Source organism: Pseudohongiella sp. SYSU M77423 (genome assembly GCF_029911965.1).
GTDB lineage: Bacteria > Pseudomonadota > Gammaproteobacteria > Pseudomonadales > Pseudohongiellaceae > Pseudohongiella.
This window is the reverse complement of the sequence record NZ_JARYTH010000006.1, coordinates 103,500-124,335: the sequence shown is the minus strand read 5'-3', so window position 1 is coordinate 124,335 and position 20,836 is coordinate 103,500. Positions and strand designations below refer to the sequence as shown.

At 54.9% G+C, this 20,836-nt stretch carries 10 protein-coding genes and 1 pseudogene; 5 read left to right on the top strand and 6 right to left on the bottom strand.

Features of this window, described 5'->3' with window-relative positions; all coding sequences use genetic code 11:
• Nucleotide 1: 1 nt before the first annotated feature.
• From QGM61_RS13570 to QGM61_RS13560, 3 genes are all read right to left on the bottom strand, one after another.
• Nucleotides 2–3,163, bottom strand: coding sequence for an efflux RND transporter permease subunit (locus tag QGM61_RS13570; RefSeq protein ID WP_281133273.1), 3,162 nt, complete (start codon nucleotides 3,161–3,163; stop codon nucleotides 2–4).
• Nucleotides 3,160–4,353, bottom strand: a complete 1,194-nt coding sequence (locus QGM61_RS13565) for an efflux RND transporter periplasmic adaptor subunit (protein WP_281133272.1) — start codon at nucleotides 4,351–4,353, stop codon at nucleotides 3,160–3,162. The genes QGM61_RS13570 and QGM61_RS13565 overlap by 4 nt, the downstream gene beginning before the upstream one ends.
• A 244-nt stretch (nucleotides 4,354–4,597) precedes the next feature.
• The gene (locus QGM61_RS13560; protein WP_281133271.1) at nucleotides 4,598–5,521 is read right to left on the bottom strand and encodes a recombination-associated protein RdgC; all 924 of its coding nucleotides are present in this window, start codon (nucleotides 5,519–5,521) and stop codon (nucleotides 4,598–4,600) included.
• 173 nt (nucleotides 5,522–5,694) lie between these two features.
• Here QGM61_RS13560 and QGM61_RS13555 point away from each other — a divergent pair, with 173 nt between their 5' ends.
• Entirely contained in the window at nucleotides 5,695–5,886 is a 192-nt protein-coding gene (locus QGM61_RS13555) for a hypothetical protein (protein ID WP_281133270.1), read from the top strand.
• A gap of 116 nt (nucleotides 5,887–6,002) precedes the next feature.
• Nucleotides 6,003–7,247 carry an MFS transporter gene (locus QGM61_RS13550; RefSeq protein WP_237134534.1) on the top strand — a complete coding sequence of 415 codons (1,245 nt, stop codon included), beginning with the start codon at nucleotides 6,003–6,005 and terminating at the stop codon, nucleotides 7,245–7,247.
• Here the strand turns inward: QGM61_RS13550 and QGM61_RS13545 are convergent.
• The gene (locus QGM61_RS13545) at nucleotides 7,219–9,018 is read right to left on the bottom strand and encodes a bifunctional diguanylate cyclase/phosphodiesterase (protein ID WP_237134535.1); all 1,800 of its coding nucleotides are present in this window, start codon (nucleotides 9,016–9,018) and stop codon (nucleotides 7,219–7,221) included. The genes QGM61_RS13550 and QGM61_RS13545 overlap by 29 nt on opposite strands.
• A 207-nt stretch (nucleotides 9,019–9,225) precedes the next feature.
• On the opposite strand from QGM61_RS13545, the gene QGM61_RS13540 reads away from it, so the two are divergent.
• The gene (locus QGM61_RS13540) at nucleotides 9,226–10,002 is read left to right on the top strand and encodes an EAL domain-containing protein (protein ID WP_281133269.1); all 777 of its coding nucleotides are present in this window, start codon (nucleotides 9,226–9,228) and stop codon (nucleotides 10,000–10,002) included.
• 127 nt (nucleotides 10,003–10,129) lie between these two features.
• Here the strand turns inward: QGM61_RS13540 and QGM61_RS13535 are convergent, their stop codons facing one another.
• Together QGM61_RS13535 and QGM61_RS13530 are read right to left on the bottom strand one after the other, a co-directional pair.
• Entirely contained in the window at nucleotides 10,130–13,585 is a 3,456-nt protein-coding gene (locus tag QGM61_RS13535; RefSeq protein WP_237134537.1) for a TonB-dependent receptor, read from the bottom strand.
• 317 nt (nucleotides 13,586–13,902) lie between these two features.
• Nucleotides 13,903–17,409 carry a TonB-dependent receptor gene (locus tag QGM61_RS13530; RefSeq protein ID WP_281133268.1) on the bottom strand — a complete coding sequence of 1,169 codons (3,507 nt, stop codon included), beginning with the start codon at nucleotides 17,407–17,409 and terminating at the stop codon, nucleotides 13,903–13,905.
• A gap of 332 nt (nucleotides 17,410–17,741) precedes the next feature.
• On the opposite strand from QGM61_RS13530, the gene QGM61_RS13525 reads away from it, so the two are divergent.
• Together QGM61_RS13525 and QGM61_RS13520 are read left to right on the top strand one after the other, a co-directional pair.
• Nucleotides 17,742–18,494 carry a hypothetical protein gene (locus tag QGM61_RS13525; protein ID WP_281133267.1) on the top strand — a complete coding sequence of 251 codons (753 nt, stop codon included), beginning with the start codon at nucleotides 17,742–17,744 and terminating at the stop codon, nucleotides 18,492–18,494.
• Between the two features lie 159 nt (nucleotides 18,495–18,653).
• Nucleotides 18,654–20,798, top strand: a pseudogene (locus tag QGM61_RS13520) (YgiQ family radical SAM protein); the annotation flags it as partial.
• Nucleotides 20,799–20,836 lie beyond the last annotated feature (38 nt).

The window sequence follows — 20,836 nt, the reverse complement described above, 5'->3', positions numbered from 1 at the left end:
CCTATTGACCCGCCCGGGCCTGCTCGGGCGAGTACCCCAGCACTTTCTCGCGATAGGCGCGCCGCCCGTAGTACCAGCGGGTCAGATCATCCAGGATCAGATAAAGACACGGGATCAGGAACAGTGTCAGCATGGTGCCGAAAGCAATACCGAATGCCAGCGACAGTGTCATGGGCTTGACCAGCTGAGCCTGCATACTGGTTTCAAACATGATGGGCAACAGACCAAAGAAGGTCGTCAGTGTCGTCAGCAGGATGGCACGGAAGCGACTGGTTCCAGCATCCAGCACAGCCTGAATGATTGATTGACCATCACGCCGTCCCCGGTTCACGAAGTCCACCATGATAAGACTGTCGTTGACAATCACACCCGCCAGCGCAACCAGACCAAACAGTGACATCATGCTGACCGTCACGTTAAACACCAGGTGTCCAATCACCGCACCGATGACACCAAACGGAATCACTGACATAACGATCAGGGGCTGCACATAAGAGCGCAATGGAATCGCCAGTAGCGCAAAAATCAGGAACATTGCCGCCATGAAGAACAAAGCTATACGCTGAATCAACTCAGCCTGTTCCTCACTGGCACCACCCAGCCCAAAGTTGACCTGCGGATAGGTGCGCAACAACTCAGGGATGTAATTACTCATGACATCGCGAATGATGGTCCCGGACTGGGCGACCTCAGGATCGACATCAGCGGTAACTGTCACTGTGCGTTCGCGGTCGATTCGTGTAATGGTGGCAAAACCCTGTCCCACATCCACTTCCGCCACTTCACTGAATGGCACCTCCGTGCCGTCCTGAGTACGAATCCGCATGTTCTCCAGATTCGCGATTGATGTACGCTCCGCTTCCGGGTAGCGCACCATGACTTTCAGCTCGTCACGGCCACGTAGCAGGCGCTGAGCCTCCTCGCCGTAAAACGCCTGCCGCACCTGCGTACCCATGGTATTGGCGCTCAGCCCGAGCTGCTCCGCACCGGGTTTGATCTGCAGTTTAATTTCATTGCCGCCGCGGCTATAGGAATTGTTGACGTCAAACACACCGGCGTATTCAGATAGTTTTTGCTGAAGTGCATTGGCTGCCAGCTCCAGCTGTTCATAGTCGGTGCCGGTCAGCCGCAGATTGATGGGGGTACCACCACCAGCACTGGTACTGGAGAAGAACCGAATCTCCTGAGCGCCAGGTATCTCACCTACCCGCTCACGCCAGCGCTGCTCAATTTCCATCGGCGACACAGAGCGTTCTTCCGCCTTTGTCAGTTCAACCAGCAGTGAGCCGCCGAGATCGCCGCTGGTAAACACAGCGACGTGATCCACTGGCCGCTCGCCATCAAACTCGTCGTTGAGCCCAAGTATGCCGCTTTCCATTCGCGTCAGTGCGTCATTACGCGCCTGGAACGAGGCACCCTCATTCATGGTCAGCTCTGCCTGAATGAAGTCACTGGGGATATTGGGGAAAAACTCAAACCGCACAACACCGCCAGCAATCATTCCGCCGCTGATGATCAGCAGGCCAAGAAAACCAGCCACCGCTACATAGCGAGCTGCAAGCACTTTCTCCAAAGCCGGACGGTAGACATTACTGATGAACCGGGACAGGCCGGCTGCCACCCACTCCTGATATCGCTCCAGCCAGCTGCGTTTACTCTTCGGTTTGCGACCGATCTTTGAATGCGCAAGGTGGGCCGGCAGAATCAGCTTGGATTCAATCAGTGAAAACAGCAGGCACAGGATCACTACCATGCCAATCGCTTCAAAAAATGGAGCGACCTGCCCCCCAACCAGCAGCATGGGCGCGAATGCTGCGATGGTCGTCAGAACACCAAAAGTGGCAGGAACAGCCACCCGCTTGACCCCTGCCACTACATTGTCCAGAGAGTGTCCGTTCTCCGACACCTCGGAATGCACACTCTCGGCGGTAATGATGGCATCGTCAACAACGATACCCAGTACCAGTATCAGCCCGAACAGACTGATCATGTTGATATCGACCGGGAAAGGCCCGAGCGGCATCAACCAGATGGCGCCAAAAAACGCCACTGGAATACCCACCATTACCCACAAGGCTATGTTCAGGCGCAGGAAGGTAGTCAGTACCAGAAACACCAGTACGGCACCCATCACCAGATTGCCCAGCATCATATTGAGCTGGCCTTTCAGGTAAAAGGCATTGCTACCCCAGGTATCGATGTTGACGCCGGGTGGGAAGGTCCCTTCGTTGCGTTCAATGTACTCCATCACCGCGCGCTCTACTTCGAGTACGCTCTGCTCGGGCGTGACCATGACCTGAATGTTCAGGGCACGCTCACCATCGAAGCGCGAAAAGTTTTCTGTCTCAACAAAGCCGTCCGTCACAGTGGCAATATCGCGCACCAGCAGGCGGCTGCCGTCCGGGTTGGTCCGCAGCACGATCTCGCCGAACTCCCGTCCGGTATATGCCTGCTGCTGGGTACGCAACTGAATGCGTCCGTTTTCGGTGCGAATGGCGCCGCCCGGCACATCGATTGACCCGGCGCGAACTGCCGAAGCGACCTGCGCCAGCGTCAGACCATATTCCCGCAGCGTATGTTCAGAGACCTCGATTGCTATTTCATAGTCGCGATCACCCTGTATCTGTGCCTGACTGACCTCTGGCAAAAGCAGGACATCGTCGCGAATCGATTGTGTCAGCGTTTTCAACGCGCGATCGCCCAGGTCGCCGGATACGGAAATCTGAAGCACTGGCTGCACCATTTCAATTTCGCGGACGAATGGGCGTTCGACACCATTGGGGAAAGTCGAGATTCGATCAATGCGGCTTTTAACTTCGTTCAGCAGCTCGGTCACGTCGTAACCACTGGCGACCTCAATCGAGACATTACCCGATCCTTCCCGGGCCGTGGAGCGCAGTCGATTTACGCCGCTGAGATCCTGGATTGCCTCTTCAATGGGAATGACAATGGCCAGCTCCACTTCCTCTGGCGCTGCGCCCGGATAGGCCATTGATGCATTGATGGTGCGGGTTTCAAATTCGGGAAACACCTGAATCTTGATAAAAAATACCGATGCGACACCGGCACACAGAATAAACAGCATCAGCAGATTGGCAGCTACGCTGTTGGCGCAGAACCAGGCAATCATCCCCTTGTGTTCAGTTTCAGGGATTGATTTCATGATGCAACCTGAACTGGATTGACACGCATACCATCAACAGGGACACGCACCGGCGACACAATGACCTGGTCACCCTGCTGAATGCCCTCTTCCACATACAACCAGTTAGTATCGGCATGAATGATCGTGACCGGGCGCAGACGCAAACGCTGCTCCTGATCCATGACCATCACCTGGTTGTCATTGGTCATCGCAGCAGGCGGCACCCGGTAGACTCCGGAGAGTACACGTCCCTGCAGGCTTGCACTGACAAAGGTACCTGCCAGCAGCGGAGTACCCGTGCCACCCGATGAAAGACGATAAGGATCCTGCATACGGGCAACGGCATAGTACATTCGGCTGCTGCTGTCGACGACAGCTTCAGTCCGCACGATGCTCGCACGCCACTTCTGCTTTTCGCCGGCAACCTCAGCACGCAGTTCGACGGGAACGCTCTGCCCAATCAGTGACTGGCCAGGCATCGGCAAATCCAGCCATGCCAGGTCATTTGCACTGAGTGGCAGGCGGATTTCTGCGTAGTCGGTGGCAAATACCTCGGCCACCTGAGAACCCGCGCCGAGGTACTGGCCTACGTCCACCAGCTTTTCCCGCACCAACGCATCATAGGGCGCGCGAATCCGTGTCCGCTCCAGTTGTCGCTGTGCCCGTGCCAGTTCGGATTCCGCCAGCAGCACACGTGCCTGAGCTTCTTTCAGAAATGGCGTACGCAGCGCGAGCAATGGCGCGTTTTCACGCGGGCGGCCCGACAGGTCCCACTCACGCGCCGCCTGATCAGCCTGGGCCTGTTCCTGGGTCAGCTGCGCTTCAGCCGAGAGCAGATTCGCCTCCGCCTGAGAAACGGTTACCTGATAGTCAGCATCATCCAGTGTAACCAGCACTTCTCCCTGGCGCACATAGCCACCTGATACAAGTTTTTCGGACACCGATCGCACCATGCCGGAAACTTCTGCGACCAGGGTGGTTTCGGTACGGGGTATGACCGTACCCTGCGACTGGATGACAATGGGCAGGTCACTGCGCGCGACCGTCATGGTCTGCACCGGCACAACCCGCTCTTCAGCAGCAACACTCTCTGGTTGAGGACGCAAGGACACCAGCGCTATTGCCAGCGCAATAGCTCCCACCACGATGACTGGCGGTAAAAGGCGTCGCAGCCACAACGATTGATTGGAAACGGCAGGTTCATTCATAGAGCAAGGTCCTGAAAACTGAATAGCTAATAGAAGTGAATTCGGCGAACTTGCGAGTAGCGATGCGATTGGAATTGTTATTGCGCGATGTCACACCCTTATACCGCGAATTCTGCAGGGGTGACTATTACCCATAAGTATTGATGCTACACACTACAACCACTGTTTATTCGTATACCAGTGCCAAAAGTCCTGTAGTCGATGAACAACCTTTTTTGCGCGCCAGATTGTAAACTTCTCGCGATTACTGCTGTTTACTACCGCCAAAGGCCTGAACAAGTGACTGACTCAGGTCGCTGACAACCAGGGTCATCACGGCAAAGTCCTGATCAAACTGTTGGGCAGCGTCCTCGGCATCAGCCTCTCGGGCTTTTTCGAGCACCATATCCTCAAACCGGACCCGACTGAGGGTCAGATCCGCCGATACATGACAACTCACCGCCTCGTTCCACACTACACCCAGCTTTTTAACCTGTTTGCCTGCCTCAAGATGCACAGTTACTTCCTCTGCGGTCAGGTCCTGTGACTTGCAACGTATGACATTGCCATCTTCAAGTGGGTTGATAAGCTCGCAGTCCTGGTCAATCTGAAAACCGTCTGAGCCATGGCCGTCCCGCAGCCAGCCGGTCATGACTGCCATTGGTGAATCGTTAACATCCAGCAGACGTACCGGAAACGAACCCAGGGCATCACGCAGCGAGGAAATCAGTTCCTCTGCCTGGGCAGCACTGCTGGTGTTGACGACTAACAGACGCTGCTTCAGATCAATATAGGCATGCAGCACACGGTGCCGGCTGAAAGCTCGCGGCAACAGATCCGCCACCACATCATCCTTGATCTGCAACTTTTCCTTGCGGTAGACCTTGCGATCATCTCGCGTTTCAATCTCCTGGACGCGGTTATCGGCTTCCTCATTAACGACAGCGGCAGGCAGTATCTTCTCCTGTTTGCGAAGACAGACCAGCACGTAGTTACCGAGTTCATGAGTCAGCACAGTCGACCGATCATCATCACGGTTGGGAGCGACCGGGTTTACCCAGCCAGCGGCGCTGCGCTCACCGGCACTGCAGGGGCGAAAGGCATGCTGCGCGACGGCTTCTGCCAGCGCATCTGTCGTCAGTGTCAAGTCATCAGCCAGTGCATAAAGACGAATATTTTTAAACCACATGAAACCCAGTCCTGCTTTCTTGCCAGATTAATCGAGGCTGGCATTGTACTGGAAAGTGATTGGAATCACACAAATGAATTGCCATGGAAATTAGCGTCACGCATTTGTTGACAGGAAAAATTACAGGCATAAAATGCGCAGCATCAACAGATCCAGTCATGGTAATAACTTTCATGAACACCACACGCAATCAATATAGCGCTCACCTGCAGGAAGTCCTGCTGCTGGCTGCTGCGTGCTGGTTCAGTAAATCCCAGATTTCCAACCGCATTCATGCTCGTCGTGCACAGCGCAATCTGCTGTCCATGCCACTGGCGTGTGTGCGCACGATGAAGATTAGCCGGGAGGTCCGCCCGACGACGTAGTTCTGATAACACTTCAGACCAACGGTCAACAGAAAGGCCCCTGAGTTAAGTCGATTCAGGGGCCTTTTTTTTGGCCATAAAAATAATGAACGGTAGTTCAGGATAAGAAGAGATTGATGATGGAAAATCAATTACGAAGAAATATCAAGGTCGTGTATGCACTGGCATTCTTTCACATGTTCATGCTGATTGTGCCGGTGCTGGTGCCATTGTTCCAGAGTCGTGGATTGACACTGGCAGAGGTATTTTACCTTCAGGCAATCTACGCTGCATTCATTGTGGTGCTGGAAGCGCCATCGGGGTATCTTGCCGACCTTCTGGGTCGCCGACTGGTATTGATCATTGGTGCTGCTGCGCATGCACTGGGATACATCTGGCTGAATTTTGCCACTGACTTCTGGGGCCTGTTGTACTTTGAAATACTGATGGCGGTTGCAGTCAGTATGATATCAGGCGCCGATCTGGCCCTGTTGTACGACAGTGAAAAGGCGCTGGCTGCAGAAGACAATGATCACATATACAGCGTTGCCCATCTGGGGTTCATGAAGTCTACGGCCGAAGCTCTGGGTGCGCTGCTGGGCGGCGCCCTGGCCATGGTGTCGTTCGATGTGATGATTCTGGCTCAGTCACTGACAGCCTGGGTTTGTCTGTGGATGGCACTCACCATTACGGAACCACCTGTCACTGAAGAAGATGGCAACGGAAAACGTGTCGTCAGTCTGGCGGATATCTGGCGACACCTGGCCAAAGGTGATCCGATATTAAAAATGGTCTTCTTCGCCCTGCCCGTATACAACCTGGCTACGGTACTGGTCGCCTGGCTGGTGCAGCCCTTCTGGGACAGCATGGGCCTGTCACTGGCAGTGTTCGGGATGCTCTGGTTTGCACAGAGCATGACGGTGGCCATCGCCAGCAAACTGGGTTACGAGCTGGAAAGGCGAGCCGGACCGGTTGCAGCGCTTTGCACGCTGGGGGTCTTGCCGATCATCGGAATATTTGGCATGGCCTGGCTGAGTGGCTGGGTCGGAATTCTGTTCGGCTTTGTCCTGTTTTTATCCAGAGGCCTGAGCCAGGTTATCCTGGTAAATGCCCTGAATCGTCGAATCCCGGGCAGATTCCGCGCAACAGTCAATTCACTGAACAGCCTGATATTCCGGTTTGGATTTATCGTGGCCGGACCGTTGATGGGACTGTTGGCGCAGGATCACGGTGTCGCTGTTGCGCTGAATGCTGTCGGCGTCATGCTGGTAGTCAGCTTTTTTGCAGTGATGCTGCCGTTGATACTTGCCGTACGTAAGCTATTGCTTGCCACGGCGGTACAGTCGGCGCAGGTCAAACCAGGTGCGGATGCGACACCCTGATGCCATGCCCCCTGTGAGAGTCAGCCCCCTGCAGGGGGCTGATCTCTACACTGAAGCCCTGACGCTTTTTGGCAAGGTGTTTATTGTTTGAGGCATACTCCGCCAGCAACTCTGCTGTTACACCTGGCACCTCTTCATTCGTCAGATCAAGCACACCAATGGAAAGATTGAGTAGCGGATGAGTGCGCCAGTTTCCGTCGCGATCAGGCGCCTCAAACCCGTTTGCTGTCAGGTGTTCACTGCGATACAGACGTCGACACAATTGCTGAAACTGAATGTTCAGTGTGTCCAGTCTTTCTTGCCAGTCGTCGCTTCGTAACACCAGCATAAAGTCGTCGCCACCAATATGACCCACAAAGTCGCAATCGGGGTCACATATAGACTTAAGTATCTGAGCAAGGCCCAGCAGGATTTCATCTCCTTTGCCGTAACCATAGATATCATTAAAGGGCTTGAATGAGTCGATGTCGATGTAGCACAGTCGCGCCGCCAGCTTTCCTTTTAGCAATCGATCCAGACACTCATGAATGGACACGTTACCCGGCAGCAAAGTCAGGGGATTGGCGGATTGCGCCTGCCTCACCTGAAGTTCGGTAATCTGTCGAAGAACATCAATCACACGGCCAAGTCCGGCATATTGACCTGCATCGGTGATGATAAAATCTTCTTCCAGGCGTTGCCGGGCACGGCTGGTCAAAAGCCTACTGACGCGCTGCAGACTCTGCTGGACATCTACTATCAGGGAATCTGACGCAAGCATCTGGGCAATGGGTTTTCTACCATGCAATTCCATCGCGTAGGGCTTGAGCATCACCTGACTCAGCGCGTGACAGTGAACAGACCCCAATGGCACGTTATTGTCATCCAGCACCGCCAGACTGTTAAGACTGGGCTGACGCTGAAAGCGCTGCAAGACATCGACCACTCTCTCACGATGATGCACACCCGCAACAGGAATCACCAGGCTATGAAGCCCGCCAGCCTGCCCGTCGCTACGCTCCACAGCATCAAGCTGCTGACCAAGCGCTTCGTGTGTCAATTGAGGGCAGTGCGAGGGACGTTCGAACCAGTAGCCCTGCATCCACTCCACGCCCATCTCCGACAGCGTATTAAATTCCTCAGAATGCTCCACACCCTCGGCAATGATGTGGGATCGCGAGGCTTTTGCCATGCTCAGGATTGAACCAACGAATTCACGCTTGACGGTGTCCTTATGAATGCCGTTGATAAAGTGTCTGTCGATTTTGACGTACTCTGGTTTCAGCTCAGTCCACAGCCTCAGTCCCGAATAGCCTGCCCCTAAATCATCAATGGCAATGGCAAAACCCATGCTGCGATAGTGATGCAATGCGTTCTGCAGCAAACCCACATTATCGATTGGCGCATGTTCGGTCAATTCGATAACCAGACGGTTGGCGGTCATGCCCGCCTGTTTGACCAGCTCCAGCGTTCGACCGGACGGGTGCTGCTGTTCCAGCAGACTCTCCGGTGAGACATTGATAAACAACAATCCCTCAAACTGATGCTGCGCGAATGCAAAAATCGCTTTGGCACGGCACAGCATCTCAAGTTCGGTCAACAGCCCAAAGTATCTGGCCGTCGAGAAAAGTGTCAATGGTGAGTGTAATGGACTGTTGGACGGCCCACGACTCAGAGCCTCATACCCAACGATCTTCTTTTCCAGCCCCGACACAATAGGTTGGAACATGACACTGATATCGGCTTCGCGAAGCACCTGCTGCAGAGCTTCAAACTGCTGGGCAACTGACATGGATTGACTACAGACCTGCGTTGGAGAAAAGACACAAGATAGTGTCATGCGTGCATGACAAATTTATGAATTGAGACTCCCGGCGAATTAACAAATAGATACAATCTATTAAACATATTGCTTTGCCAGCCGATGACAGAGACGACTATATTGACACCCCTCTTTAGCATGATAGGCTGCGGGTTACGCAATAGGAGACGTATTACATTGCAAACAATTGTCAGAGCCCAGCAGCACGAGGGCGCTACGGGTTGTGGCCAATGCCGCAAGAGTGCTACAGAATTTGACCTGAGCTTTGCCTTTCAGCCGATTGTAAAAGCCTCCACACGAACGGTCGTGTCTTACGAGGCTTTAGCGCGAGGAAGTAAGGGCCAGGGTTTTGCGCACGTGGCTGCGCAACTGAATGACGATAATCTTTATCACTTCGATCAGCGTTGTCGCGTCAGGGCAATCGAACTGGCGACACGACTTGGTCTTCAGGTCGACCTGAACATTAATTTTTCCCCGAATGCTGTATATCGTCCGGAATTGTGCATACGCACGACGCTGGAAGCAGCTGAGAAATACGGTTTTCCTGTCGAGCGCATTCATTTTGAAGTCACTGAAAGCGAGGAGGTCCGCGAGAAGGCCCACCTGACTACCATTCTCGCCTACTATAAAATGCTCGGATTCACGACTGCCATTGATGACTTTGGCGCCGGTTTCTCCGGGCTCAATCTGCTTGCAGAGTTTCAGCCGGATTACATCAAGATCGATCGTGTACTGATCGACCAGATAGATCTGCACGCCGTCAAACAGGCAATCGTTGATGGCGTACTGCATACCTGCAACAAGCTTGGCATCGGTGTACTGGCTGAGGGTGTCGAGAGACGTGAAGAGTATCAGTGGCTGAAAGGAGCCGGCGTGGACCTGTTCCAGGGTTACTATTTCGCACGTCCAGGGTTTGAACAGCTGCCGCAGGTGCCCGCAGAACTTTTTGATTAGATCTCTTTATTAACCCCCCGCCCGAACTCCGCCTGATCCCCTGCGACAAGCCAGCCTTAAGTTGGTGAAAAAACCCACAAAAAAGCCGCCGGACATAAACTTGTGTCCGGCGGCTTTGTTACGTGGATCAGAACTGCATCAGAACCCGTGCATACAGTCGACGGCCACGACCGTCAAACTGATAGGCATCGTAGTTCAGTGTGCCTGCATAGTGGAACGGCAGCTCTGCGTTGAAGGCATCCAGCGCGCCTACCGTCAGTGTTGTGGTGCCCAGGTTCTGATTGGCCCACTCATGCACGTAGCTGTACTGGATATCGACGCTGTGATAGCTGTCGATGTCACGATTGACAATGGAGCGCACATAGTCGTTACCGTTGTCAAAGGTGTCCTGGTAGGACAGGTTCTGATACTGACCTACGAAGCGGTTGATTACCGCAACCGAGTGTCGTGTATCGGCACTGTTCCAGGACAGCGTGATATTGCCTTTGACATCGGGCAGTGAGCGCACCAGCAGACCATCACCAGTGGTGCCAGCGGCATCGAAGATACCGGTTTCGCGCAGACCCAGCTCCAGGCCCGGTACATCAGACAATGTGTACTGACGTACATAGCTGAAGTCAGAGGCAATGCGGAAGCGGCCCAGATCGGTATCCCACTGATAGCTGGCCTTCAGGTCAACACCGTCAGCAGTCACTTTACCGGCGTTGATGGCAGCAGAACTGATGGTGATCAGGTTGGCTGTTGTGCTGCCTGCCGCACGAACCACACCGGATACCTGGTACAGACGGGGATCCACCACACAATCCAGACGTGACATCGGAATCACCTGGCCGGCAGGCGTCTTCGAGTTGTCCGGATTGCTGCCCCACTGCGCTTCGAGTGCATTTGGGTCACAGGAAGTGTAGGGGTTCATGCCGCCGTAGGCCGCAGACGGACTGCTTGAGACAGTGCCGTTGAAGACATAATTGTTGGGATCCGCTGCCGCCGCCTCGAACGCGGCAATTTCGCCGCTGATCGCGGAAATACCCGGTTGCGGCATCACGCGGTCTTCCACCTCAAAGCGCCAGAAATCAGCACCGATACTCAGACCCTGCAGGGCGCCGGCAGGCGTCCAGATAAAGCCGGCACTATAGGTATCGGCGTACTCATTGCCGATATCCGGTGCTGGAGAACCCACCGTATAGGTAGTTTCCGGCTCAGCATTGTCGTTGTTGGCAGGCACCATGTTGGCGCGCACCGCCTGGTTGCTGATCGGATCACGGAAGGTCACCGAGCTCGACTCCAGGCCTTCCAGCTGAATGCCGATGTTAGGCGCTCTGAACGACTGAGAGAAGGATCCGCGGAACAACAACTCGTCAGTCGGACGCCAGCTCAGCGCAACTTTTGGTGTCAGCTCGCCGCCAATCCGGCCGCCGTAGTCCTCATAACGCAGAGCAATCTGGGATTCGATGCTGTCCAGGAAGGGCAGCGACAGTTCCATAAATGCCGCACGGGTGCTTCGCGTGTGATTGTAGTTAAAGATACATTCGGAACACTCAAAGTTGTTCGATACATAGCGGTATTCGTTCGGTTCGCCGTTGGGGCCAAAGCCAGCGATTGCATTTAGACCCGGCTGGTTCATCGCCGGCGCAATCGACGCCGCGTTCTGCTCCCGGTGCTGCGCACCCACAGCAAACTGGGCCATGCCGCCGGCCATCTCAAACATCTCGCCTGAAACGACGGCATCAAATACGGCAAGCTTGTTGCGCTTGTCTGCCCTGCGAATGGTCGGCATCATCCAGTCGATCAGCTCCTGGGAATTGGCCAGATCCGGGTTGGACTGGCGCGTCAGGAAGGGGTTGTAGAATTCACAACCACCTTTGCCGTGGTTGTTACTGGTCAACGCATAAGACAGCGACTCGTAGGTATTAAATACGAAACCGGGGAAGAACAACTGCGTCATGCTGCTGCCAACAAAATCCCATCCAGTCGGTATGAACGGAGAGATATGTCCGCGAGCGCTGATAAAGTCAAAGTCTGGTACGCCGTTGGGCGTACAGTTGGGCCCACCAAGACCATTGGCCGCCAGGTGTGCGCGATCGCGCTGGAAGGTTTTGTATTCCAGTTCAAAGCTGGTACCACTCCATGAGTAGCTGACATCGTAGTTAAAGCGGCGGTTATTGAACGCGGTAAACTCACCGCGCAGGCCCGCCTGTACCCCGGTCGCCTCAGTGTGACTCATCTGGTTGCCACCACCCATACGCGGGGAACTGCCGATGTTCATATTGGCATAACTCGGCGCATTGATACCGCCATTGCGAATATCGGTAGGTGCGTTGGTAATGTCTGCGGCGGTGGGCCGCGCGAGGCCTATCGCAGGCGCGAAATAACCCAGTTCCATGGGCTGACCAATTGAGTAGCCGCCCCAGGCCGGATTGCCCTGATGTGCGCCGGGCTGGGCCAGAAACATGGTCGGACCCCGGCTGGTATAAGTGCCTGAGTCAGAACGTTCGATGTCGCTGCTGGAGTGCTGGGCGAATGAGTAGAACTCCACGGAATCATTGAAAACATGCTCAAAGGCACCCGCAACACTGTCGCGCTCCATACCTACATTCAGCAGGTCCCACTCGAAACTGTTTTCACGGCAACTGGTGTTGGGGTCACCGCGCTCAGACGTCCTGGTGCCTGTGAAATAAGGAGTGCCATCGGCCGAAGTCAGCGAGTAACACAGCGGGTCAGTGTAGCGAGGGTCGGCAGTACCTCCCTCTGCGATGGCTTGCGCAACCGCTTCCTGATTCAAATAGGCAGGATTGATACGCGTACCAAAAGCCGCATTGGCAATGGGTGTACCCAGCCCACCTACCGTACCGGTAAACTCAGAGCGATCATCAAAGTAACGTGCAGCGCTGACCGAGACCGGATCGCGGCGGAATATTTCCCCAGACAACACAAAGTGCGTCGATCCGGTTTCGTTTGACCAGCCCCAGATGGCACTGAGTGTCTGGTCCTGATTTTCCATCTCTTTTTCGATGGCCTGCACGTCGCCGTAAAGCTCAAAGCCTTCAAACTGGGTACGCATGATGACGTTGGCAACACCTGCCACCGCATCGGAGCCATATAGAGCCGAGCCGCCGTCAGTGAGGACCTCAAGACGCTCCACCATCACCAGTGGGATCGTGTTGATATCGACAAACTCACCGCCTGTCGGCGTCGCAGTCGCTGCTGGGGCGAAGCGCTTGCCGTTAATCAGAGTCAGCGTTGAATTTTCGCCAAGGTTACGCAGGTTGATGTTGGCCATACCGGAGACGTTACCCATCAGGGCATTACCGCCATCGGCACCTTCGTTGCTCACCGAGCCGGAGTTGACTTCCAGGTTTTTCACAACATCCCAGATCTGCGCCGCACCCTGGGCCTCGATGGACGCACGGTCTACTACCTGTACAGGTGATGGAGCATCAAGTGGGCTGCCACGCAGATAGGAGCCGGTGACTACCACTTCTTCTACTTCAGGTTCGGAATCCTGGGCAAAGGCAGGTACACAAGAAATTGCAGATATGATACCCAGGAGTAGAGAATTCTTTCGGAAACCAGGTCTTGCAGACATGGACTGTTCCCCCGTGATTCTTATTGTTAGATCGGAATGTTGCGCTATACGCATCCTGCGCAGTCAATTCGATACTACACCGACCCACTTCCTTGAGAACGGACCGGTACTTCAGGGAATCTCCGTTGACTTTAGCCAATTGAAATAGGCAATGCAAACAAAATTGAATCACTTCATTACTTTGGAGCTCCTCCTGCCCAGCTCTGATAAAGCAGAACAATATTCATCATTAACAAGACTGATATAAGAGTCATGAGACATAAAAAAACGGGCCTTGTCTCAGGCCCGTTTTTTTAAAGGATTGCCAGGCGGCTGTATCAGAACTGCAGCAATGCCCTGGCGTACAATCGACGACCCCGGCCATCAAAAACACTGGCGTCGTAGTTCAGTGCGCCCTGATAGCGGAATGGCAGCTCAGCATTGAATGCGTCCAGCATACCAACGGTGAGCGTGGCACTGCCCAGATCGGGGTTGGCCCATTCATGGCGATAGCTGTACTGCAGGTCAACACTGCTGTAGCTGTCGACTTTCTCCTGCACTACCGATCGCACATAGTCATTGCCTGCCTCGAATGTGCTCGCATAGGCCAGATCATCGTAAGAGCCAATAAATCGGCCGATCACCGAAACACTGTGCGCCAGGCTGTTGCTTGACCAGCCCACAGTTACATTGCCCTTCAGGTCCGGCAGCGAGCGGACCAGCACGCCATCACCTGTAGTACCTGCCGCGTCGAATACGCCGGTCTCCATCAGGCCCAGCTCCAGCCCAGGCACATCAATCAGCTCGTAGCTGTTGACGTAGGTAAAGTCAGAACTGGCACGGAAACGACCGACATCAGTCTGCCAGTCGTAGGCCAGCTTCAGGTCCACGCCATCCGATTCTATTTCACCGGCATTGATTGTGGAGCTCTGAATGGTTATCAGCGCAGCCGTAGTGCTGCCTACCGATCGAACAACATTGGGTACGACATAGGTAGCCGGGTCAACGACGCAGTCAAGCCGGGAGCCCTCTATGACGCCGCCCGCGGCATTGCGTGAATTGTCCGGATTACTGCCCCACTCCGCTTCCAGCGCCGCAGGATCGCAGGCCACGTTGCGCACCGCGGCATCACTGCCCAGTGAGCTGTTGAACACATAGTTGGCAGGATTCTGGGCCGCTTGCTCGAAGGCAGCTATTTCGCCTTCAATTGACGAAATACCCGGCTGAGGCAATACCCGGTCTTTCACCTCAAAACGCCAGAAGTCAGCGCCTACCGACAGGCCATCCAGGGCACCAAAAGGTGTCCACTGAAAACCGATATTATAGGTATTGGCTGACTCGTTACCAACATCAGGCGCTGGTGCACCCACTGAATAGGTCGTGTTTGGCTCGGCGAATTCATTGGTAGCAGGCCGCAGTCCGGCGCGAACCGCCTGATTTCGAATCGGATCACGGAAGGTGATTTCGCCAGCCTCCAGGCCCGCCTCGACCACACCCAGGTTGGGCGCACGGAACGACTGCGAGAAAGAACCACGCAGCAGCAGCTCATCTGTGATGCGCCAGCTTGCTGCCACTTTCGGCGTCAGCTCGCCACCGATGGAACCGCCATAGTCTTCGTAGCGAAGCGCCAGTTGTGTTTCAACGTCTGCCAGAATCGGCAGTGAAAGCTCTGTGAATACGGCACTGACATCACGATCGGTGTCGTAATTGAAAATACACTGAGAACACTCGTAGTTATTGCTGACGTAGTGAAACTCATCCGGCACGCCGTTTTCGTCATACCCCAGAATCGCATTGGGGATACCGGGCAGGTTGATGGCTGGTGCATTGGATTTATTGTTCTGCTTGCGCAGCTGTGCACCCACCGCGAATTGCGCGGTACCACCTGTCATTTCGAACATTTCGCCGGAGACTACTGCATCAAATACCGCAAGCTGGTTACGTTTGTCGGCACGCTTGACGGTCGGCATCATCCAGTCGACCAGTTCCTGAGAGTTGGCCAGATTACTGTCAGTCATCTGTGTCAGGAACGGGTTGTAGAACTGACAGCCGTCCTGCCCCTGGTTGTTACTGGTTAGCGCCAGCGACAGACTCTCGCGAGTCGTCAATACGAATCCTGGGAAAAAGGTCTGCGTCAGACCGGCTCCGTAGGCTCCCCAGAAAGTCGGGATTTGAGGCGCTATCCCAAGCCGGGTAGCCAGGGCATTGGCGGCCTGAAACGCGGCGGGGTGCTGCGCACCCGCGCTGATAAAATCAAAATCTGCGCGCCCGTTGGGAGTGCAGTTGGGACCACCAAGGCCGTTTGCTGCCAGTTCGGCGCGGTCACGCTGGAAAGTCTGGTACTCCAGTTCAAAGCTCGTGCCACTCCAGGAGAAACCAACATCGTAATTGAAGCGACGGTCGCCAAGAGCATAAAACTCACCCTTTAATCCGGCCTGGATTCCGACAGTCTCGGTTTCATTGCGGTTTTTATTGCCGCCCAGGCGAGGCGCATTGCCAATATTGACATTGGCATACATCGGCACATTGGGCCCGCCGTTATAGCCTGCGATCGGCGCATTGGGTATGGAGGAAGGTGCATCCAGACCGATCAGAGGCGCCATGGAGCCCAGCTCGGCATAACGGCCGATACTGTAATTGGCAGGTGCGCCGAGCGGAATCAGCGGATTGCCCTGATGCGCTCCCGGCTGCGCCAACATCACTGTGGGACCACGGGAGCTTACGGCACCAGAGTCAGAGCGCTCAATGTCGCTGTGTGACCACTGCATGAATGAATAAAATTCGGCCTTCTCACTGAAGCTGTGACTGAAGGCACCCGCAATACTGTTACGCTCCATGCCGACCGCCAGCAGGTTCCACTCGTAGGAATACTCGCGGCAGCTTGAGCTGGGCTCACCTCGCGGCGCAGTGTTGGTGCCGACAAAAAACGGTGTGCCGTCTGCAGAGCTTAATTCGCTGCACAATGGATCTGTGTAGCGAAGCGAGGCGTCACCGCCCTCGGCAACGGCCTGATCGATCGCCGCCTGATTGATATAGTCTCTGTTCAGCCTGGCCCCAAAAGAAGACTGATTGATGATGGTGCCAAGTCCACCGACTGTCGCTGAGAACTCAGAGCGTTCATCAAAGTAGCGGGCATCTTCGACACTGACCGGATCACGGCGGAATGTCTCACCTGCCAGGACAAAATTGGTGGCACCGGTCTCGCTCGCCCAGCCCCAGATCACACTGCCGGTCTTGTCAAACTTGTCCCCGGCTTTTTCGATACCCTGAATATCACCGTAGACTTCAAGTCCTTCGAAATCTGTGCGCATGATGATGTTCACTGCGCCGGCCACGGCATCCGAACCGTAGAGTGCTGAACCACCGTCGGTCAGAACTTCCAGCCGCTCCACCATTACCAGAGGTATTGTGTTGATATCAACAAATTCGCCACCGGATGGGGTGGTTGTTGCAGCAGCGACCTGGCGCTTGCCGTTGATCAAAGTCAGTGTGGAATTTTCGCCCAGGTTGCGAAGGTTGATGTTGGCGGTGCCGGACAGGGTACCTAGCGCTGCGTTACTGCCTTCTGCGCCTTCATTGGAAATGGAGCCAGAGTTGATTTCGAGATTCTTGACAACGTCCCATATCTGGGCCGCGCCCTGGGATTCTATAGAGGTTCTGTCGACGACCTGCACGGGGGATGGCGCATCAAGCGGACTGCCGCGCAAGTAAGAACCGGTTACTACGACTTCTTCAACTTCCTGTGCTTCATCTGACTGCTGGGCAAAAGCGGGCATAACAACAGCACCTGTTGTCAAGCCAGCTATCGCGCAAGCCAGACTCTTTTTGACAAGCCATCTGGACATGAGAGACTACTCCTCATTATTGTTATGTAAAAAACCTAAACAGCGGTTACATGTTGCTGATTTCACTAGGCCGTTCAGAACTAAACCGGGTCTTCGGCCAGCAACAGGCAGAGAAAAGACACACGGTACCACTGAGAAAAGCGCTTCAACGATAGCCAAACCCCCAATGCATTGCAAACGAATTAACGGCGAAAATTGTCGCTTTATCCTGTATAAAACCCGAGAATATTGCCTATCATCCTTTGTGATCTTTGCGTGTTGAACCGGTCTGATGAACATGACCTTAAGTAGCGCAGCGCCCAGGCGACAGAATGAGCGGACCGGAAGCAAAATTGAGCAAACTATTGAGAAAAATTCGCAACTTTATACTGACCATCGCATTGCTGGCAGGCTTGATCGCTGTTTCATTACCCGGGCTGATTGGTCTGGGCGTGCGTCATCAGATGTCAGCGCTGTTGACTGCGGCGACCAACAGCAATCCATACAGCGCCCTGCTGTCCGTGCATCTGGACAGGATTGAACCCGGCTGGTTCACCAGCAATTACTACCTGACGATTGCGGGGCCTGTATTGTCCGCTGATGGCTCACAAACCGCCACGCAACGTACACAATTGTCAGTCACTCACGGCCCCATTATCCGGCACTTGCGTGACACGCCTTTGGCAATTGCGGAATTTCAATTGATCAACCTCGATCCAGTTACCGGGCCGGACACACCGCATTTATCCGGGTCAGCGGTGCTGACCATGGAGTCGCCTACTATTGCCGCGCTCCGGGGTATCGCAGGATTCAGCGCCCTCGGCGGTGAACACTGGCTGGAATCACGTGGTCATTGGTCGCTCCCTGCTGTTCTGACCAGGGCTGCAGACGAACCGATACCCGGCAACCTTCAACTCTACCTCGATGCCGATGCCGATGCATTGGGCGCCGGGGCTGGCAAAGACCTGTTGCAGATCATTCAGTTACAGGGCTGGACTCGCATCAGCAATGGCCGTGCGCTAAGCCATATATCTGTCATTGATGGCGCCGTCACGGTTAACGGACAGTCACTGCGACTCAGTGTGGGGCCGGCTGATGGCGAATAATGACCGTACCGACAGACCTATTTGAGGTACCGCGCAATAAGCGACGCAGTTCTCCGGTCAGGTGCGCAATACAGCATAGCGCCAGCTTCAGGCTATCATTCATGTCAGGGCCACAATCGTGTAGAATGGCGCTGAATTTCTCAGGTATCCCGCGCCGACATGTCCGACTCAAGCAAACCGCCACATCTGTTTTCATATCCGCGTTACTGGGCCGAGTGCTTTGGCACCGCTCCCTATCTGCCCATGTCACGGGCGGAGATGGATGCGCTGGGCTGGGACAGCTGCGATATCATCATCGTTACCGCGGACGCTTATGTCGACCACCCCAGTTTTGGCATGGCTGTGGTTGGACGTTTGCTGGAGGCTCAGGGCTTCCGGGTGGGCATCATTGCGCAACCCGACTGGCAAAGTGCAGAGCCGTTTAAAGCCCTGGGCAAGCCGAATCTGTTTTTCGGGGTCACCGGCGGTAACATGGACTCGCTGATCAACCGCTACACCGCGGACCTGCGTATCCGCAGCGACGATGCCTATACACCGAATGCAGAACCGGGCAAGCGTCCCGATCGGTCGGTGATCGTTTACAGTCAGCGCTGCCGTGAGGCATTCTACGACACGCCTATCGTCATCGGTGGCATAGAGGCAAGCCTGCGCCGTATAGCACAGTATGACTATTGGAGCGACCAGGTTCGCCAGTCCATACTCATCGACTCTAACGCCGATATTCTGCTCTATGGCAACGCTGAGCGGGCGCTGGTTGAGGTTGCTCATCAGATCGCAAATGGCAGGGATCTGGCGACGATGACCGATGTGCGTGGTACGGCTATTGTGCGCAGAGATGTACCGGCTGGATGGACCGAGATTGACTCGACCCGCATCGACTGGCCAGGCCGCATCGACAATATTCCGAACCCTTACGAAGTGCCACACGACCAGGCGACCGACACCAAGACACGCGAACTCGCCAAAGCCGGGCAGACTGTGAGCATGGCCGGGGGCGACGCTGTAGCAGTCAAAGCGCCTGTGCCTGATGCTGAAACCGTAACGACGGTCCGCATCATACCGCTGCCGCTGCACCGACAGTTCGACAGCGATCCTGAACGCACATATATCCGGCTGCCGCCATACCACAAGGTGAAAAAAGACCCTGCACTGTATGCGCACGCCTCAAGGGTATTGCACCAGGAGTCCAACCCCTACAATGCCAAGGTACTGGTTCAGAAGCACGGTACGCTGGACGTATGGGTCAATCCACCACCGATTCCGCTGGAAACAGACGAAATGGACGGGGTGTTCGACCTGCCCTATCAGCGTCGCCCGCATCCGTCATATGGCAATGCCCGTATTCCTGCCTACGATATGATCAAAACCTCGGTGAATATCATGCGGGGCTGCTTTGGCGGCTGTACCTTCTGCTCGATAACAGAGCACGAAGGACGCATTATCCAGAGCCGGTCAGAGGGTTCCATTCTTCGCGAGATTGAAAAAATTCGCGACCAGGTGCCTGGATTCACCGGCACGATCTCCGACCTTGGCGGCCCGACTGCCAATATGTACAAACTCAACTGTAAGTCCCAGGAGATCCAGAAGCGCTGCAAACGCCTGTCATGCGTCTATCCGACCATCTGTCAGCATCTGAATACGGACCATAGCCCTACGACACAACTTTACCGCAAGGCGCGCGCCATTCCCGGGGTAAAACGTGTGGCGATCGCCTCAGGCCTGCGCTATGACCTGGCCATCAAGGATCCGGAATACGTTGAAGAACTGGTGACACACCATGTTGGCGGCTACCTGAAGATCGCACCGGAGCACAGCGAAGACAAAACGCTTTCCAAGATGATGAAACCCAGCATCAGCGCCTACGATGAATTCAAACGCATGTTTGATCACTTTTCGGCCAAGGCTGGCAAGGAACAGTACCTTATTCCCTATTTCATTGCTGCCCACCCCGGCTCCGATGATGAAGACATGATGAATCTGGCGCGCTGGCTGAAGAAGTACAAGTTCAAGCCCGACCAGGTGCAGACCTTCTATCCATCACCGATGGCGCTGGCTACGGCGATGTACTATTCCGGCAAGAATCCACTTAAGAAAGTGACCTACAAAAGTGAATCGGTCACGGTCAGCAAGGACATCGAGCAGCGCAGACTGCAAAAAGCCTTCCTGCGCTACCACGACCCCAAGAACTGGCCGATGCTGCGCACGGCCCTGCGCAAAATGGGACGTGACGACCTTATCGGCAGCGCGCCACACTGCCTGGTGCCGGACGACAAACCCGCGAGGGGTGGAAAATCCGCACCGCGCGCTGCGGCGAGACATGGCGCAGGTGGACGGCGACACAC

Bases quoted from the DNA above. Each gene is read 5' to 3' on its own strand.
- QGM61_RS13555 (WP_281133270.1), top strand. From the start codon at position 5,695: ATGAACACCACACGCAATCAATATAGCGCTCACCTGCAGGAAGTCCTG.
- QGM61_RS13560 (WP_281133271.1), bottom strand. From the start codon at position 5,521: ATGTGGTTTAAAAATATTCGTCTTTATGCACTGGCTGATGACTTGACA.
- QGM61_RS13570 (WP_281133273.1), bottom strand. From the start codon at position 3,163: ATGAAATCAATCCCTGAAACTGAACACAAGGGGATGATTGCCTGGTTC.
- QGM61_RS13550 (WP_237134534.1), top strand. From the start codon at position 6,003: ATGATGGAAAATCAATTACGAAGAAATATCAAGGTCGTGTATGCACTG.
- QGM61_RS13545 (WP_237134535.1), bottom strand. From the start codon at position 9,018: ATGTCAGTTGCCCAGCAGTTTGAAGCTCTGCAGCAGGTGCTTCGCGAA.
- QGM61_RS13530 (WP_281133268.1), bottom strand. From the start codon at position 17,409: ATGTCCAGATGGCTTGTCAAAAAGAGTCTGGCTTGCGCGATAGCTGGC.
- QGM61_RS13535 (WP_237134537.1), bottom strand. From the start codon at position 13,585: ATGTCTGCAAGACCTGGTTTCCGAAAGAATTCTCTACTCCTGGGTATC.
- QGM61_RS13565 (WP_281133272.1), bottom strand. From the start codon at position 4,353: ATGAATGAACCTGCCGTTTCCAATCAATCGTTGTGGCTGCGACGCCTT.